Annotated in this window: 15 protein-coding genes; 4 read left to right on the plus strand and 11 right to left on the minus strand. The window is 42.2% G+C overall.

Annotated features, from left to right (window positions below):
- Position 1: 1 nt before the first annotated feature.
- A complete protein-coding gene (flgB, locus tag ACWPW6_RS12155) occupies positions 2–415 on the minus strand; it encodes a flagellar basal body rod protein FlgB (RefSeq protein WP_154622976.1) in 414 nt (137 codons plus the stop codon).
- Positions 416–691: 276 nt separating this feature from the next.
- On the opposite strand from flgB, the gene flgA reads away from it, so the two are divergent.
- From flgA to ACWPW6_RS12170, 3 genes are all read left to right on the plus strand, one after another.
- Entirely contained in the window at positions 692–1348 is a 657-nt protein-coding gene (gene flgA, locus ACWPW6_RS12160) for a flagellar basal body P-ring formation chaperone FlgA (RefSeq protein WP_247047025.1), read from the plus strand.
- Positions 1349–1520: 172 nt separating this feature from the next.
- Positions 1521–1823, plus strand: coding sequence for a flagellar biosynthesis anti-sigma factor FlgM (gene flgM, locus ACWPW6_RS12165; protein ID WP_154622974.1), 303 nt, complete (start codon positions 1521–1523; stop codon positions 1821–1823).
- Between the two features lie 10 nt (positions 1824–1833).
- Positions 1834–2274 (plus strand): flagella synthesis protein FlgN, encoded by a 441-nt coding sequence (locus tag ACWPW6_RS12170; protein WP_154622973.1) that lies wholly within the window; start codon positions 1834–1836, stop codon positions 2272–2274.
- A gap of 558 nt (positions 2275–2832) precedes the next feature.
- Here the strand turns inward: ACWPW6_RS12170 and flhA are convergent.
- Positions 2833–4929: a flagellar biosynthesis protein FlhA gene (flhA, locus tag ACWPW6_RS12175; protein WP_154622987.1), complete on the minus strand. Its 2097-nt coding sequence runs from the start codon at positions 4927–4929 to the stop codon at positions 2833–2835.
- On the minus strand, positions 4922–6073 hold the full coding sequence (gene flhB / locus ACWPW6_RS12180) for a flagellar biosynthesis protein FlhB (protein ID WP_163862351.1): 1152 nt from the start codon (positions 6071–6073) through the stop codon (positions 4922–4924). Before flhB ends, flhA begins: the two co-directional genes overlap by 8 nt.
- A gap of 335 nt (positions 6074–6408) precedes the next feature.
- Between flhB and ACWPW6_RS12185 the strand changes: the two genes are divergently transcribed.
- Positions 6409–6966 (plus strand): hypothetical protein, encoded by a 558-nt coding sequence (locus ACWPW6_RS12185; protein ID WP_154622971.1) that lies wholly within the window; start codon positions 6409–6411, stop codon positions 6964–6966.
- A gap of 100 nt (positions 6967–7066) precedes the next feature.
- Here ACWPW6_RS12185 and ACWPW6_RS12190 read toward each other — a convergent pair whose 3' ends face one another.
- The 8 genes from ACWPW6_RS12190 to cheA all read right to left on the minus strand — a co-directional run bounded on the left by ACWPW6_RS12190 (position 7067) and on the right by cheA (position 16212).
- Entirely contained in the window at positions 7067–7705 is a 639-nt protein-coding gene (locus tag ACWPW6_RS12190) for a protein phosphatase CheZ (RefSeq protein WP_154622970.1), read from the minus strand.
- Positions 7706–7729: 24 nt separating this feature from the next.
- Positions 7730–8122 (minus strand): chemotaxis response regulator CheY, encoded by a 393-nt coding sequence (gene cheY, locus ACWPW6_RS12195; protein ID WP_154622969.1) that lies wholly within the window; start codon positions 8120–8122, stop codon positions 7730–7732.
- A 40-nt stretch (positions 8123–8162) separates the two neighbouring features.
- Positions 8163–9230: a protein-glutamate methylesterase/protein-glutamine glutaminase gene (locus ACWPW6_RS12200; RefSeq protein ID WP_154622968.1), complete on the minus strand. Its 1068-nt coding sequence runs from the start codon at positions 9228–9230 to the stop codon at positions 8163–8165.
- Positions 9230–10066 (minus strand): CheR family methyltransferase, encoded by an 837-nt coding sequence (locus ACWPW6_RS12205; protein WP_154622967.1) that lies wholly within the window; start codon positions 10064–10066, stop codon positions 9230–9232. Before ACWPW6_RS12205 ends, ACWPW6_RS12200 begins: the two co-directional genes overlap by 1 nt.
- Before the next feature lie 69 nt (positions 10067–10135).
- Positions 10136–11701, minus strand: a complete 1566-nt coding sequence (locus tag ACWPW6_RS12210; RefSeq protein ID WP_249999006.1) for a methyl-accepting chemotaxis protein — start codon at positions 11699–11701, stop codon at positions 10136–10138.
- Between the two features lie 112 nt (positions 11702–11813).
- The gene (locus tag ACWPW6_RS12215; protein ID WP_249999008.1) at positions 11814–13499 is read right to left on the minus strand and encodes a methyl-accepting chemotaxis protein; all 1686 of its coding nucleotides are present in this window, start codon (positions 13497–13499) and stop codon (positions 11814–11816) included.
- Between the two features lie 93 nt (positions 13500–13592).
- Positions 13593–14090 (minus strand): chemotaxis protein CheW, encoded by a 498-nt coding sequence (gene cheW / locus ACWPW6_RS12220; protein WP_154622964.1) that lies wholly within the window; start codon positions 14088–14090, stop codon positions 13593–13595.
- 22 nt (positions 14091–14112) lie between these two features.
- A complete protein-coding gene (gene cheA, locus ACWPW6_RS12225) occupies positions 14113–16212 on the minus strand; it encodes a chemotaxis protein CheA (protein ID WP_249999010.1) in 2100 nt (699 codons plus the stop codon).
- Positions 16213–16274: the final 62 nt, after the last annotated feature.

Here is a 16274-nt window from a genome sequence, read left to right on the forward strand (position 1 = left end):
ATTACCCTTGTTGTAGCACGGCCAACATGCTTTTAACGCGACTATTAATGAATGTCAGGTCTGCCTGATATTTCAAGGTATTATCTGCAAATTGGCTGCGTTCTATATCCATATCAACCGTATTACCATCCATTGACGTTTGGTATGGCACACGATATTTAAGATCAAGAGCGGGGGCTTTCATGCCTCGGCCTTCTATATGGCCCTTTGCTGTCACTGCAAGCGCAACACCTTTACCGTTGATCCCTGCGCGATCGACCGCCTGTTGTAACTGACGACTAAAATCAATATCTCGCGCCTGATATCCGGGTGTATCCGCATTCGCAATATTTGCGGCCAATACAGTTTGTCTTGCCTCGCGTATTGATAATGCCTGCTGCTGAAAAGCAAATGTGGCATTTAATTTATCAATCATGTTCGCCCTCGATAAATATGTGCTTACCTAGCGTTTCAATCTTATCGCTCTAAATAAGCTGGAATATGTCACGTCATTCGCCAACGCGATTCTTCAAAGAATAGCAATGCAGAAAACGCTGAAATTTAAAATTCGACGCGCTTATATTAGCGGTATGACAAAAAATCTAATGGCAGGATAAAGGCAAAATTATTGACCTATTTGCCCCATTCAATATTGATGGCATGCGTAGAATGCGAGCAACTAAAAAGTGTATGTTGATAAGGTGCCAGTTCGATGAATGGTTTTCAAACAACAATATTCAGTACATTAATTTTACTGACAGCCACCGCTGAAGCCTCTTTACCTCAAGACATTAACGACTATTTTCGCCAAATACACACAAAACCTAATCAAGTTTCTATTGAGATAAAAACCCCAATAGAACGTTGGCCCAATTGTGAAAAACCACACATTTTCCCACCCGTCGGTAGGCGAAATATGGGAAATATTTCATTACCTGTACAGTGCGGTAAAAAGAAGCAATTTATCCAATTAACCGTTAATGTCACAGGGCAGTACCATGTTGCAACACGCAATATCACCCGTGGTGAAAAAATTGAATTTGTTGATATCGGGACCAAAAAGGGGTTATTACACAAATTACCCTCTGGCACGATAAATGATAAAGTCGCAATACGCGATAGTATCGCACTACGTGATATCAATGCAGGACAGACGCTGACGCAATCCATGATGCGTAAACCATGGGCTATTAAAGCAGGACAAAACGTCTATGTTTTTGCCAATGGAAATCATTTTTCTGTGAAATATGAAGGACGAGCCATCAATAATGCTGCCATAGGTGAAAATATACGCGTGCGTCTCATTAACGGCCAAGTTGTGAATGGCTCGGCCCTCGAAAATGGCAGTGTTCAGATAGCGCTCAAGTAGCAAATTTTAATTGAGATTCAATAACATAATATATAGTATGTACCCGCTAATAATGAATAGTAGCGGCATCATTTCAAATATTAGAATTGTCTTAAAGATAAGCATAACATTAAAGAACTCGTAATTAATGCCGATATTCCATTCATAAAAATATCGGAACAGGAAAAACACTATGGCTATTGAGCAAACATCTGCAATTTCAGCGTTAACGCAAGTCACAAACCGTGACCCTCAAGATCCTGCGGCACAACTTCGCGAGAAAAAAGTCTCAGAAGCCGAATCAGTCAAAGAAAGTACTTTTTCACCAAGTGAACTCAAAAAGAAATTACTCCAGCCTCAGGCGAGCGATATTAATAGTGAAAAGGTTGAAAGAATTAAGCAAGCCATTAAAGAGGGAACATTGCAAATGGATGCAGGAAAAATTGCTGACGGTATTTTACGCGATGCCCATGAATGTATGCTGGCGATGAAATAAGATAGTTAATATGAACGACGAATTATTAATATTATTGGAACAACAGCTAACACATTTGCAGTCATTACAAATTGTGATGAAGAATGAAGAGCTGTTGTTAGGCTACCACCGTGTTCCACCTTCACCTTTTCAGGAAGCGACTGAGCAAAAACGCTATTTAGTCACCACGATAGGCCATGGTGAAACAAATCGGTTACGTCTTGAGCAAGAACTTGGTATTGCCGCACCTTATGATGAACATCCTGCTCTTTATCATCTATGGGCTGAAATTAAAGCGCTAACAACGACGTTAAAAGAGCTTAATTACCGTAACCACCAAATGTTGCAGTTGCACATTGAACTGAATAATCAGCGACTTGCTTTTGTCAAAAAGCATAATAATCAATCAACTTATGGTGCGGATGGTTTAGAAGAGAAACGCCCTGTTTTAGGGAAGAAAATCTCTATTTAATCTCAGTGATATACTGGTCAATTATGACTCGCTAGCTAAAGTCGGTATATCATTGAAGAATCATTTATTTTTATTATCGTCGCATCCCATCATCATCGCGTTTACGAGCCAATAAAAGAGAAGCTATCATTTAAGGCATATCATTGGTTAAACCAATCTCGCCCTTTCGCTGGGCAACTAGATCTATCCAATAGTAATAGATGACTCATCCAAGCATCTTATTCTATAACTTCACAACAGCCAGCAGCCACAAAACATAATAATGATCCAATTGGCATCATACCTATTGGTGATATAACTGTTGGTATGTTTCAAGCCATTAGAATTCAACGTGACATCATCAACGTCACAAAAGCGTTTCTATCAAACATCAACGTTGCGTTTTTTATGTCTTCTGCCAGTGATAGCTGTGTGATATCGATAGGCAATGATTATGGGGAGGTTATTCTTTTATCCAAAGATAAAAATGCCATGGCGGACAGTGTGTGATGCCTGACTGGATTACCCAATAAGGCATCGTACTCTTTTATTAAATACTCATCGCTTTCATAAACGGATTTAGCTGCCACTGATCATGGATGTCATACGAATTTTACGACGATCATTTAGTTCAAGATTTGACATCACGACCAGCTGTGGCAAGCTTCGACGTAAAAAACGAGAAAGAATCAAACGTAAGCCATGGTTAACTAACAATACCGTCGGGGCTCCCATGGCTTCTTGATGCCTTATCGCCTCTTCTGCCTGATTTTGAATAAATTGTGCTAAGTTAGGCTCTAACCCGCCGCCATTTTTTGCCGCCTGTAATAAAATTTGCTCAAGACCGGCATCTAATCCAATCACTTGAATTTCTTCTGCATGACCAAACCACTGTTGGGTTATTGCTCGTCCTAGCGCGATACGCACCTGCGATGTTAAATAGTCAGTATCTTTTTGCTCACCATTTTCACCTGCCATTTCAGCGAGTGTTTCAAGGATCGTCCGCATATCTCTGATCATCACCTCCTCCGCCAATAAATTCTGCAATACACGATGCAGTATTGTCAGAGAAATGGTGTCAGGGATCAGGTCATCAGCCAACTTCGGCATCTCTTTTTTCACTCGGTCATACAGCAATTGAGCTTCTTGACGACCAAACAATGTGCTGGAGTTCTGTAGCAGAATTTGATTAAAGTGCGTCGCCACAGCCGTACTCGCGGAGACAACGGTATATCCTTGAATTTGAGCCTGTTCACGTAAATCATCATCAATCCACACAGCTGGCAGACCAAAGGCGGGTTCTTTAGTCGCATCACCAGGTAAGGTGCCTGCTGCATTACCGGGGTCAATGGCTAAACTACGCCCTGGTTGAGCTTCACCGCGCCCAACCTCCGCACCTTTGATAAGGATGCGATATTCACAAGGGGAAAGCTCTAAGTTGTCGCAAATATGAACAACTGGAGGCAAATACCCCACCTCTTGAGCAAATTTTTTGCGTAGCCCACGAATACGTCCAAGCAATTCGCCTTGTTGGTCGTTATCCACTAAAGGGATCAACCGATAGCCAACTTCCATTGCCAACAAATCTTCTAATTGAACATCGTCCCACGTCGCTTCAACGACTTTATTTGCCTCTTGAAACTGTTTGAGTTGACCATCCTCAGTTTGGTTTTCAGGCTGTTTTGATTTACGTACTAAATACCAACCCAATCCAGCTAACGCCACCGTAAACAGTAAAAAAACAAAGTTTGGCATGCCTGGGATTAAGCCAATTAACCCTAATACCCCTGCACTGAGCCACATAACTCGTGGGTTATTAAATAATTGGGTGACCATCTGCTCACCCACATCCTCATCGGTCGCCACACGAGTCACAATCACCCCCGCGGCAGTGGAGATAATCAGAGCAGGGATCTGAGCCACTAAGCCATCACCGATAGTCAGCAACGTATAAGCACTGGTTGCATCACCTAGCGTCATATTATGTTGCCCAACACCTATTATCAGTCCACCAACGACGTTGATCACCATGATCATGATCCCCGCGATTGCATCTCCACGCACAAATTTACTCGCACCATCCATCGAACCATAAAAATCAGCTTCTTGAGTGACTTCTGCTCGACGTTTTTTGGCTTCATCATCATTAATAATTCCCGCATTCAAATCCGCATCAATGGCCATTTGTTTGCCAGGCATACCATCGAGTACAAAACGTGCGCCGACTTCAGCGATTCGTCCAGCCCCCTTAGTAATCACCATGAAGTTAATCAACACTAAGATGATAAAAACGACAATCCCGATCGCAAAGTTGCCGCCGACCAAGAAGTGACCGAAGGCTTCAACAACACGCCCTGCCGCATCAGGACCGGTGTGGCCATCCAGCAAAATGATACGTGTTGAGGCGATATTCAGTGATAAACGTAATAATGTCGCGAACAGTAAGATGGTTGGGAAAGCGGCAAAATCAAGTGTACGCTTGGTGAACATTGCCACTAATAGCACCATAATGGATAGCGCGATATTAAAGGTAAATAGCAAATCCAAAATAAAGGCCGGTAGCGGCAGTACCATCATTGATAAGATAAGTAAGATAAGCACTGGACCAGCAAGAATTTGCCACTGTGTACCCTGTAAATTTTTAGGCAATTTTAATAATGCAGCCAAATTAGCCATCGCGATTGTTTTCTCCAGCAAAATCCAGCGCCGGTGGCACTGGTAAATTTTTCGGTTTTCTTGGTTTTAATCCACCCTCACGCCGCCAGCGACGCAGTTGGTAAACCCATGCTAAGACTTCTGCCACCGCAGCATACAGTGCGACAGGAATGCTTTGCCCTATTTCAGCATGGCGATAGAGAGCCCGTGCTAATGGGGGAGCCTCTAGCTGTAAAATTCGATGCTCTTGGCCGATTTCTTTGATGCGTTGCGCTAACACGCCAGCGCCTTTTGCCAATACTTTCGGCGCCCCCATATGTTTGTCATCGTATTTTAATGCGACTGCATAGTGAGTCGGGTTGGTGACAATCACATCGGCTTGAGGCACATCCGCCATCATGCGATTACGCGCTATTGCTCGCTGCTGCTGACGAATTTTTGCTTTAATTTGAGGGTCACCCTCTTGCTGTTTAAACTCGTCTTTGATTTCTTGACGGCTCATTCGTAATTTTTTCAAATGAGAGCGAAACTGATAAAACACATCAAATGCCACCATCGGGATCAGCAAAAATACAATTAAATAGCCGGCAAAAATCACCTTGTACATCGCGTTTTCTAACGCACTTACTGGTGATTCGGTTACCAGATGCAACAATGATGGCCAGTTTTGCCATAAAAAAATGGCCGCCCCTAATCCAACAAACATCGACTTTAGGACTGCTTTAAACAGTTCAGAGAGTGCGTTCATCGAAAAAATTCGTTTTAATCCACTGATTGGATTAAGCTTTTTCAAATCAAATTTAATTAATTTACTATTAAATAATAAGCCACCAACAAGTGAAGATGCCGAAATACCAACTAACGCCAACCCGCCAATGACAGGTAAGAGTGCAAATAATGCTTCCCCTACCATTTGTCCAAAGTAACTCACCATCAACAAGGTGTTTTGTATATAGTGCCCATCAAAAATAAAGCCTTGACGAAAAATTTGCCGCAACTCGTCGGCAAGGTGCCCACCACTTAGCCATAATAGGCTGATACCCGCCAACATCATCATTAGCGAACTTAGCTCTTTTGAACGAACTATCTGCCCATCATCTTTTGCTTTCTGTTTTTTATGGGGCGTGGGTTCTTCTGTTTTTTCTACATCACTGTCGTCGGACACGCCATTTCCTTGCTGGTCAGCAGATTGGAAGTTTGGGCTATAGCATGACAGAGTGTAAAAAAATCAATGCAAGAAAATAGACGACGTTCACTAGGGTTATTTACCCATTGAGTAATATTTCAGCTATTTTGCGAAACGTTACGCAAAAAATAACGGCATCGTGCATTAAAAAGATGTCGAAATTACATGACAAAAATAAAGACGAAAATCCTGAGTATGCTGATTAAGCGTAGGCATGATCAGTACTGCAAAATAAATACACCGAATCCTATTTTGTTCGGTCATGTCAGAAGGTAAGCTAATCAGCTACTTTCTTGTTTAAAGGTCACCACGATATGGATAGTTGCCATCTTGTCGCCCCAGAGGTTTTAGCTGAAGATGCCAAAAAAGAAGCGGAACGCATGCTAAATTGGTTAAAACAACAAGGTATTATTGACCCTGATTATCAGCAGCTAGAAGATGATGAAGTGTTGTATCGCCCGACGCCAGCGTATAAACAACCCATCTTATATGTGATTGATGATAAAATCGTACCGACACAACTTCCCGAAAACATACTGAAAAACTATTTAACCATTACCACTGAGCGTACGGTTTTCCATGCCGGAGGAAATGGTCTGGGTATCTACTGCCCAACGTGTAAAAATGAGCAAAGCGAGCAAAGTGAACGTTGGAGCGATGCGGTGACGGCTTGGTACGAAGGTCATCCTCATGATTTAGAATGTGTCAATTGTGATTATCACGCCCCTATTTCAGACTGGCATTATGACCCACCATGGGCATTTGGTGATTTAGGATTCAGTTTTCATAGTTGGGATATGAGTGATGATTTCATTCAGCAATTTACTGAAGCATTTGGTGGCAAAATTGTTGAAGTCTATCAACATGACTAAGTAATAGGTCGATAGCGTGCTCTGTTTCATGACTTGAGCGACATATTCTCTACATGATGAAATCCCCCTGCATCATAGTTGAAGGGGGATCTACCGCCAGTTAGAAACCTAACTCATCTAACAAATCATCGACTTGCGATTGTGATGCCATCACATTCGCACCGTCTTTATTAATCTGTGGGCCATTTAATAAGCTGTCATTCTGCTGTTTAACTCGCATTTCTGGTGGCGTATTTTCCATTAACAATGCGAGTAGCTGTTTCTCTGCTTCTTCGACCACTTCCATCATTTTTTTAATGACTTGCCCTGTCAGATCTTGAAAGTCTTGTGCCATCATGATTTCAAGTAATTCTGCTTTAGTCGTATTACTATCAGTAATCACTCGGCCGAGAAAATCATTCGTAGATTGCTGTAATTCAGCACTAATTTGGTTATTAGTCACACCATTCCATTGCTGCTGCAATGCTAGCGCTTGGTCATGCATCTGGGCTTGCAGTGGTTTGATTACATCAATACCATTTAATGTTTTTTCAGCTGCTTGAGCCGTCATTTGCGCAATATAGCGTAGACGGTCTTTGCCATCAGGAATGCTAGCAACAGCCTGCTGAACACTTTTTTCTAAGCCAAGTTCCCGCATGCTTTCGCGCAAAGTTCTCATCAAGGTACCAATCCGAGTAATGACCTGTTTTAAATCGTCATTACCAGTGGGACTGCTCGCCGTTACTATTTGTTCTGTCATCACACTCTCCTTCAGCAGGTGCGTTTATTGCAATCCCATCTTTTCAAATACTTTGTTCAATTTTTCTTCTAATATCGCCGCGGTAAATGGCTTCACAACATAGCCACTCGCACCCGCTTGGGCTGCTGCGATGATATTTTCTTTCTTCGCTTCAGCAGTCACCATCAAAACAGGAATATGTTTCAACGCTTCATCGCCACGAATAGTTTTCAATAACTCTAAGCCATCCATGTTAGGCATATTCCAATCCGCAACCACAAAATCAATATGTCCGGCACGGATTTTTTCTAAGGCATCAATGCCATCTTCCGCTTCTTCAATTTTATTAAAGCCAAGTTCTTTTAATAAGTTACGAACAATACGTCGCATCGTGGAAAAATCATCTACTACCAAAAAACTCAGATCTTTAGCGGCCATAACCACTCCTTCAAAAATACAATTGTAAATTCTGCAACCGTTATGCGGACACAGATGAAAGTCGAGCCAAAACACTCGGCGCAATTTTGGCAATATCTTGAATTTCGTCGACAGCATTGAGTTCGATAGCTGCTCGCGGCATGCCAAATACCACGCAACTGCTTTCGTTTTGTGCGTAGGTGACCGCGCCTTGTTGACGCAAGTTCAGCATGCCTTTTGCCCCATCCATACCCATTCCGGTTAATAAAATACCCACACACTTACGACCAACACATTTCGCCACGGAGTCAAATAACACATCCACAGAAGGGCGATGGCGGTTTACAGGTTCCGTTTGCTGTAAACGGATGTGATAACCACGGCCGTTATCGACTACCAACATATGTGAATCACCGGGGGCAATATAAGCATGGCCTTTCTGTAGTGGTTCATTGTGTTCGGCCTCTTTCACGGTCAACGAACACAATTTATTTAACCTTTCAGCAAATGAACGCGTAAAACCGGCAGGCATATGCTGTGTAATCACCACCGGAGGACATTCACGAGGGAGCATTTCTAAAAATTGGCGAATAGCTTCTGTCCCGCCAGTTGATGCCCCTACAGCAATCACTCTGCTATGACAAACATAGGGTGACAGTGGCTTAACCATTTTTGTTGGCTCAGCAACCCCCTTTTCTGGACGCGCAAAACGATTTCGCTGAGTAATTTTTGACATGGCCGCGGCACGGATTTTTTCGCCGATCACATCACGGTAGCTCATCATGGTTTCACGGATACCAATTTGTGGCTTAGTGACAAAATCAACCGCACCAAGCTCTAATGCTTTCAGTGTGACTTCAGAGCCTTTGGATGTGAGCGTAGAAACCATAACAACAGGTAATGGGTGTAACCTCATCAATTTCTCTAAAAAATCAATGCCGTCCATCCGCGGCATCTCAACATCAAGCGTTAAGACATCAGGTTGATGTTGTTTGATTAAATCACGCGCCACATAGGGATCCGGTGCCGTATCAACAACCATCATGTCGGAGTGACTATTAATGATTTCACGCATGATTTGACGCATTAATGCTGAGTCATCAACACAAAGCACTTTAATTTTGTTCATCACCCCCTCCTCGCCGATTGTAAGCTGTAGACTGTTTGTCCTTTAATTACAAATCGTTGTGATAATTGTGATAAATTTTCTGAATGGCCGATAAATAACAAACCGTCTGGTTTGAGTAATGGCGCAAACCGCTCTAATAGTTTGATTTGCATCTCTTTATCGAAGTAGATCATGACGTTACGACAAAAAATTGCATCAAAGCGATGTTGCAGCTGCCAATCGTTATCGCTAAGATTTAAATACCGAAATTCAATCATCTGCCTTAATGTCTGTTTAACACGTGCGTAGCCTTCAAAATCTCCCACCCCTTTCATGAAATAGCGTTGCCGCTGTAATGCACTGAGTGATTTGAGTTCTTCAATGCGATACACACCTTGTTTCGCCTTATCTAATACCTCTGTATCAATATCACTTGCGATGATTTTGGCATTAGAGGCTTGAGCACCCAGCACATCGCTTAGTGTCATCGCAATAGAATAAGGTTCTTCCCCTGTTGAAGAAGCCGCACACCAAATATTGATGTTGCTATTTTTACGAGAACGAACAAAATCGGCCAAAGTGACAAAATGATGAGGTTCACGGAAAAAAGCGGTTAAGTTTGTCGTCAATGCATTCACAAATGCTTGCCATTCAGGATGTAACGGCTCTCGCTCTAACATATGGAGATATTCAGCGAAATTACTGACATTACAGTCTCGTAACCTTTTTAATAACCGGTTATACACCATGTTTTTTTTATTCATGGTAAGAACGATGCCTGATTTTTTATGAATAAATCGGCAAACCCGACCGAACTCTTCATCGGTCAATGGTTCTATCTGTGGCGCAAAAAGCATCGTACTTTGTCCTATTTAATAAAAACCCAGAAGCAGCCGATAAACGGCTGCTTAATGCCTAGCAATGAATTAACGAATGTGTGCGACTTTATTTTCCGATACTTCAAAGAATGCAACGGTATCAACTAAGTTATTGGCTTGGTCTTCCAAGGCCGCTGTTGCACTGGTCGATTGCTCAACCAATGCGGCGTTTTGTTGCGTCACTAAATCCATTTGGCTCACTGCTGTTGCAACCTGTTCAATACCTCGGCTCTGTTCATTAGAAGCAGACGCGATATTCCCCATCAATTCAGTGACCTGATTCACTGCCGCCACCAACTCATTCATGGTTTGTCCCGCTTCGTTAACTAATTGAGATCCTTGGTTGACTCGTCCGACGGATTCATCAATCAATGTTTTAATCTCTTTCGCCGCTTCAGCACTACGCTGAGCCAATGCACGAACTTCACCTGCAACAACCGAGAACCCACGTCCCTGTTCGCCAGCCCTAGCGGCTTCTACTGCTGCATTTAAAGCGAGAATATTGGTTTGGAAGGCAATGCCATCAATCACACTAATAATGGCACTGATTTTTTGTGAGCTGTGTGAAATTTCTGTCATTGTTTCAATAACATCGACAGTAATATCACCGCCTTTAGTTGCCGTTTTTGATGCTGAGATCGCGAGTTCACTTGCCTGACGTGCGTTGTCCGCATTTTGTTTTACTGTCGCGGTTAATTCTTCCATGCTCGCTGCCGTCTCTTCTAATGATGCAGCTTGTTGCTCCGTGCGAGAGGATAAATTGTTATTGCCCAACGCAATCTCACGAATACCGGTATACATTTGGTCAGTGTTGATGCGTAAATTAATAACTGAAGTCGCAAGTGACTCTTGCATCAGTTTAAGTTGTTCAAATACTTCACCAATTTCATCTCGGGTTGTGACGCGAATATCTTGATTCAGTTTGCCTTGCGCGAGTTTCATAAAGTGTTCACTCATGCTCATGAGTGGATAAATGACTTTACGCTTCATCCAAAAATGCGCTAAACCAGAAACGGCTAAAATAATGAAGGTCACAGCAAAGAACATAAACCAGGCCACTTGATTATAGAAATTCGCAGAATCTAGTGAGTTTTTGCTGTCGTTATTCAGTAACTCAAGGTATTGGTCGATAATTTCAGCCATCTGATCTTGATGCTGCTGTGCAGGCAATGCGACATAGCCAGGAATGTCATTACTCTCAATCAACGCTCTTAATTCTTTTAAAATTGCCACAAAAGCTTGGTAACTCTCTTCGATTGCCGCGAGATTTTCATGCTCATTCAATAGCGGCTGAGCTTTAAATTTTTCATAGTCGTCAGCCGCTTTTTGTAGAAATTGATCAAAAACACCTTTCGCCTGCTCAATGCTCTTCGTGTCAGAATCCACTTTCATGTGCACCACGATTTGGGTCAGAGTACTACGGGCTTGCATAAGATCTTCATAGGTGGTTTCGAGTAAATCACGTTTTTTCGAACCGAGATCGATACGTTCTAAAGAAGAGAGTTCGCTAGACACTATTCCCAATGAAAGGGCGCTAGATACTATCTGCATCCCACAAAACATAATAAGCAGTAGATATAAACTGACTGAAATCCTTATACTCTTACCAAACATATTTTATCCCCACATACGCCAGCTAAGATTTCTATGTAACAATCACTATTTCAGTGATGTACAGAAACGCTGCCAAGCGTAAAACTTGGCAGCGCTAAGCTGAGCTGAGTCTTTAGAAAGTTTCCCAATTGTCATCATCTTGATGATTCTTCGATGCTATTTTTTTCAAATCTGGCGTCTTCACGACGTTTGAAATTGTTCTTGCCGCAGGCTCTGTCGCTTGGCGCTCTGTTTGCTTCATGGCAGGCAAACGGAAAATCGATATCAGTTGAGCAAGCTTAGCGACTTGTTCTTCCAAAACATTTGCCGCAACCGCAGATTGTTCAACGAGTGAAGCATTTTGCTGAGTCACCTTATCCATTTCAGCAACGGCAATACTGACCTGTGAAATTCCCTTGCTCTGCTCATCCGATGCCAATGCAATATGGGACATAATGTCAGTGACACGAGTAACGGACTCAACAATTTTTGTCATTGTTTCACCCGCATCACCAGCTTGACGCGCGCCTGTATCGGTTCTTGATACAGAGTCTTCAATCAATGCTTTGATCTCTTTTGCGGCGTTTGCACTGCGCTGCGCGAGGTTACGAACCTCATCGGCCACCACCGCAAATCCACGCCCATGTTCACCAGCACGTGCCGCTTCAACCGCCGCATTCAATGCTAATATATTGGTTTGGAAGGCAATGCTATCGATAACAGCAGTGATATCTGAGATCTTTTGAGAACTTTCAGCGATATTCAGCATGGTATTTACCACATTGGACACCACTTTCCCGCCTTCTTTAGCAATCGCTGAAGCTTGACTTGCATACTCGCTAGCTTGATGCGCGTACTCCGTATTTTGTTTTACTGTCGCGGTCAGCTCACTCATACTCGCGGCAGTTTCTTCTAAACACGCAACTTGTTGCTGAGTACGAGAAGAAAGATCATTGTTACCCGCGGCTATCTCACTGGTTCCTTGATAAATAGTCTCACTACCATCACGAACCCCACGAACCGTATTAATCAGTTCTTGTTGCATATGTTCGACACCCCGAGCCAATTCACCAATTTCATTGGTCGCCTTGGTATCAACGGTTGGTGTTAAATCACCCGCAGCAAAAATTTTGATTCGTTGAATTAAATGCCCTAAAGGTTCAATAATTCCCTTACGTACATAGCGGTAACTCAAGAAGCCAATAAGTGCTAATACAACTGATAAAAAGATAATTAAATATAAGGATTCGCGATAATTAGCATCGGCACGTTTAACTTCACTTTGGAAATCCGCTGAAATGTCAGCAAAATAAGCATTAAATTGTTCTTCAAATTTAATTTGATGTTCTGACGTACGATGTGCATAGAATTGCTCTAATTGACCTTTTTGAGCGTATTCCCCTAATTTAATTAACGCATTACGGTAAGTTTCATAAGTTGAAAAGAGCTTTTCAAATTTAGCCTTATCATAATTTGTTTCTGACATCAGCTTGTTATAACGCTGATAGGCAGCATCCGCGGCTTTAAAATTACGATTTGCTGCCTTAATCAAGTCGTCAGCGGAAGCATCATCCTGATAGGCGCGCCCTTCCAATAAATAGGCATTGACTGAGCGATTAAGATTAGCGCGAGCTTGTAAAAGATTAACCCAACTTTCGGTTAATACTTGTCTTTGGCGTTGGAGCGAATTCAAATAATTAATACTGTCACTATTATCGCCCAGTTTATTAAACATCAAACTGCTGGATATTAACTGCAACAGAATAAAGACAACAATGACGGACAAAAGTCCTGATACGATTTTAATTCGGCTGTGCATGACGTTTTACTAACATAATGTTGTTGTATTTTTGGTATCGGTCGTAAGGCTAAAAACTTTAGCCATTGAAACGAGAATATTTATGGCTGAGGGTTACTCAGCCATGCTGTCAATCAGCGCCATTTCGTCACTGGTTAACAGTTTTTCAATATCCACAAGAATCAACATACGCTCTCCCACAGTACCAAGCCCTGTCAGATATTTCGTTGATAATGTGACGGCAAAATCTGGCGGAGCAGCAATTTGCTCTTCATTCAGCACTAATACGTCGGATACACCATCAACAACAATGCCAACAACCCTGTCTTTTAAATTCACAACAATCACCACCGTGTTGTCGTTATAGGTGACGTTTTGATGGGAAAATTTAATGCGTAAATCAATAATAGGGATAATCACTCCCCTTAAATTGGTAACCCCTTTAATGAAATCAGGTGTATTAGCAATACGAGTAACTTGCTCATATCCTCTAATTTCTTGTACTTTTAATATTTCGATGCCGTATTCTTCTTCGCCTAACGTAAAAATGAGATAACCTTCCCCATTTTTTTCTTCATCAAGCTTATTTAAATCATCATCCAACATTGACATAGTGTTTAGCCTCTATCTCTATTTAGTGCAGAACGGGTTGTGCAATTTGCTGCTTCTTTTTCAGCAAGATGCTGTTATTCATCTGTTGTAACTCAGCCACATCTAAAATCAGTGCGACAGAGCCATCCCCCATAATGGTAGCGGCAGAAATTCCCGGAATTTTGCGGTAATTACTTTCAATATTTTTAACAACGACTTGCTGCTGCCCCACCAACTTATCAACCAATAATGCAAAACGATGTCCGGCATGTTGAATGATCAGCACGATACTATTGGCCAAGTCGCGCTCAGCGCCAGTGATACTAAACACTTGATGTAATTCAACTAAGGGAAGGTATTCGCCGCGGACCAATAACATTTTTTCTTCGCCCGCAAGGCGATAAATATCTTCTTGGCGTGGTTGTAACGTACTGATAATGGCACTTAGTGGAACGATAAATACATCCTCTGCAACTTTCACTGACATACCATCTAAGATGGCTAAGGTAAGCGGCAGTAAGATACGAATGATGGTGCCTTTTCCTTCGGTGAAACCAATCTGAATGCGTCCACCCATGTCTTGAATATTGCGTTTTACAACATCCATACCGACACCACGCCCAGAAACATCGGTGACAACTTCTGCGGTTGAAAAGCCCGGTGCCATAATCAGCATGGCAATCTCTTCATTGCTCATGCCGTCATGAACACTCATGCCTTGAGAGCGAGCCTTTGCAAGAATACGTTCACGATTGAGACCTGCGCCATCATCCCGAACTTCAATACAAATATTGCCACTTTGATGTGATGCCGAGAGTGTTAATGTACCGGTTTCAGGCTTGCCATTAGCAACCCGAACATCTGGCTTTTCAATACCATGGTCAAGGCTGTTACGAACGAGGTGATTAAGGGGATCAACAATACGTTCAATTAAACTTTTATCGAGCTCTGTCGCACTACCTTCGACTTTTAACTCAATTTTTTTATTGAGCTTAGTGGCAATATCACGCACCATTCGAGGAAAACGGCTAAAAACGTAATCCATCGGCATCATACGAATCGACATAACGGACTCTTGCAATGCACGAGAGTTACGTTCCAATTGCACTATCGAACTCAGTAAATCACCATATTCATTGTGGTCGAGCTGCTGACTATGTTGAGTCAGCATGGACTGAATAATCACTAACTCACCCACTAAATTAATAAGCTGATCAACCTTTTCCACGGCGACACGAATACTACTAGAATCGGCTTTTGTTTTTGAAGAGACAGCTTTGCGAGAGTCTGCATTTGCTTTAGGCTTGACTGCCGCGGTTGAAGGCGCTTCCTTGTTAAGGTCCTGTTCAACCTCTTTTGCAGAATCAACCGCTTCTGAAGCAACATTTGCTGAATCAGCCGCTTCTAATTCATTATTACTGTCTGCGAGTAGGTAAGCTAAACAAGTTTGTGCATTGGTTAATTGATGACTGATCTGTGACTCATCAACAACAAAACATAACACGCCACAAATATCTTCAATTGCTGTATTGGTTCCAACCCAAGCCGTTAAACTATCTGCTGTTTTTTGTGTGTTATACAGGGTGCCAAATAGCGCTAACTCCTCCGCTAATAGCTCTACCTCATTCTTTTTTAATTGATTAAGCGTGATGATAAAATAATGCTCGTATTCACTTTTTATCGTGTCTTCAGCAACTTGAACAGAGGTTGATTGGCTCAAGGGTAATGCGATGCTGGTTTCTTCAACAACCACTTCTTCGGCTTTCTGCTCTACACGTCCAAGTACTTCACAAATATGCTTAAATGATTCTTCATCCGGTAATGAATCATTTTTATAAGCTTCAAGTTGTGCGGCCATCACATCCTTTGCATCAAGAAAAATATCAATGATATCAGGTGTTAATGTCAGTTCATCATGACGTGCCTTATCGAGCAGGTTTTCTAATGTATGCGTGGTGTTTTGCAGCTGTGTGAAACCAAAGGTCGCAGCTCCACCTTTTATTGAATGAGCACTACGGAAGATTGCATTTAACTGTTCGCTATCTGGGTCGACAGGGTCGAGCTCAAGCAAATGTTGTTCCATATCCCTAAGTAACTCATCAGCTTCATCGAAAAACGTTTGATAAAACTCAGTAATATCCATGGTTCTTATCCAATTTAGCTTAGGTTTCACTTCATGTTGTAGGCCGATAAATGGCGATACAA

The organism is Providencia sp. Marseille-Q8014 (assembly GCF_965112055.1).

Coding starts and splice junctions, on each gene's coding strand:
- flgB (WP_154622976.1), bottom strand. CDS start 415: ATGATTGATAAATTAAATGCCACATTTGCTTTTCAGCAGCAGGCATTA.
- flgA (WP_247047025.1), top strand. CDS start 692: ATGAATGGTTTTCAAACAACAATATTCAGTACATTAATTTTACTGACA.
- flgM (WP_154622974.1), top strand. CDS start 1,521: ATGGCTATTGAGCAAACATCTGCAATTTCAGCGTTAACGCAAGTCACA.
- ACWPW6_RS12170 (WP_154622973.1), top strand. CDS start 1,834: ATGAACGACGAATTATTAATATTATTGGAACAACAGCTAACACATTTG.
- flhA (WP_154622987.1), bottom strand. CDS start 4,929: ATGGCTAATTTGGCTGCATTATTAAAATTGCCTAAAAATTTACAGGGT.
- ACWPW6_RS12185 (WP_154622971.1), top strand. CDS start 6,409: ATGGATAGTTGCCATCTTGTCGCCCCAGAGGTTTTAGCTGAAGATGCC.
- ACWPW6_RS12190 (WP_154622970.1), bottom strand. CDS start 7,705: ATGACAGAACAAATAGTAACGGCGAGCAGTCCCACTGGTAATGACGAT.
- cheY (WP_154622969.1), bottom strand. CDS start 8,122: ATGGCCGCTAAAGATCTGAGTTTTTTGGTAGTAGATGATTTTTCCACG.
- ACWPW6_RS12200 (WP_154622968.1), bottom strand. CDS start 9,230: ATGAACAAAATTAAAGTGCTTTGTGTTGATGACTCAGCATTAATGCGT.
- ACWPW6_RS12205 (WP_154622967.1), bottom strand. CDS start 10,066: ATGCTTTTTGCGCCACAGATAGAACCATTGACCGATGAAGAGTTCGGT.
- ACWPW6_RS12210 (WP_249999006.1), bottom strand. CDS start 11,701: ATGTTTGGTAAGAGTATAAGGATTTCAGTCAGTTTATATCTACTGCTT.
- ACWPW6_RS12215 (WP_249999008.1), bottom strand. CDS start 13,499: ATGCACAGCCGAATTAAAATCGTATCAGGACTTTTGTCCGTCATTGTT.
- cheW (WP_154622964.1), bottom strand. CDS start 14,090: ATGTCAATGTTGGATGATGATTTAAATAAGCTTGATGAAGAAAAAAAT.
- cheA (WP_249999010.1), bottom strand. CDS start 16,212: ATGGATATTACTGAGTTTTATCAAACGTTTTTCGATGAAGCTGATGAG.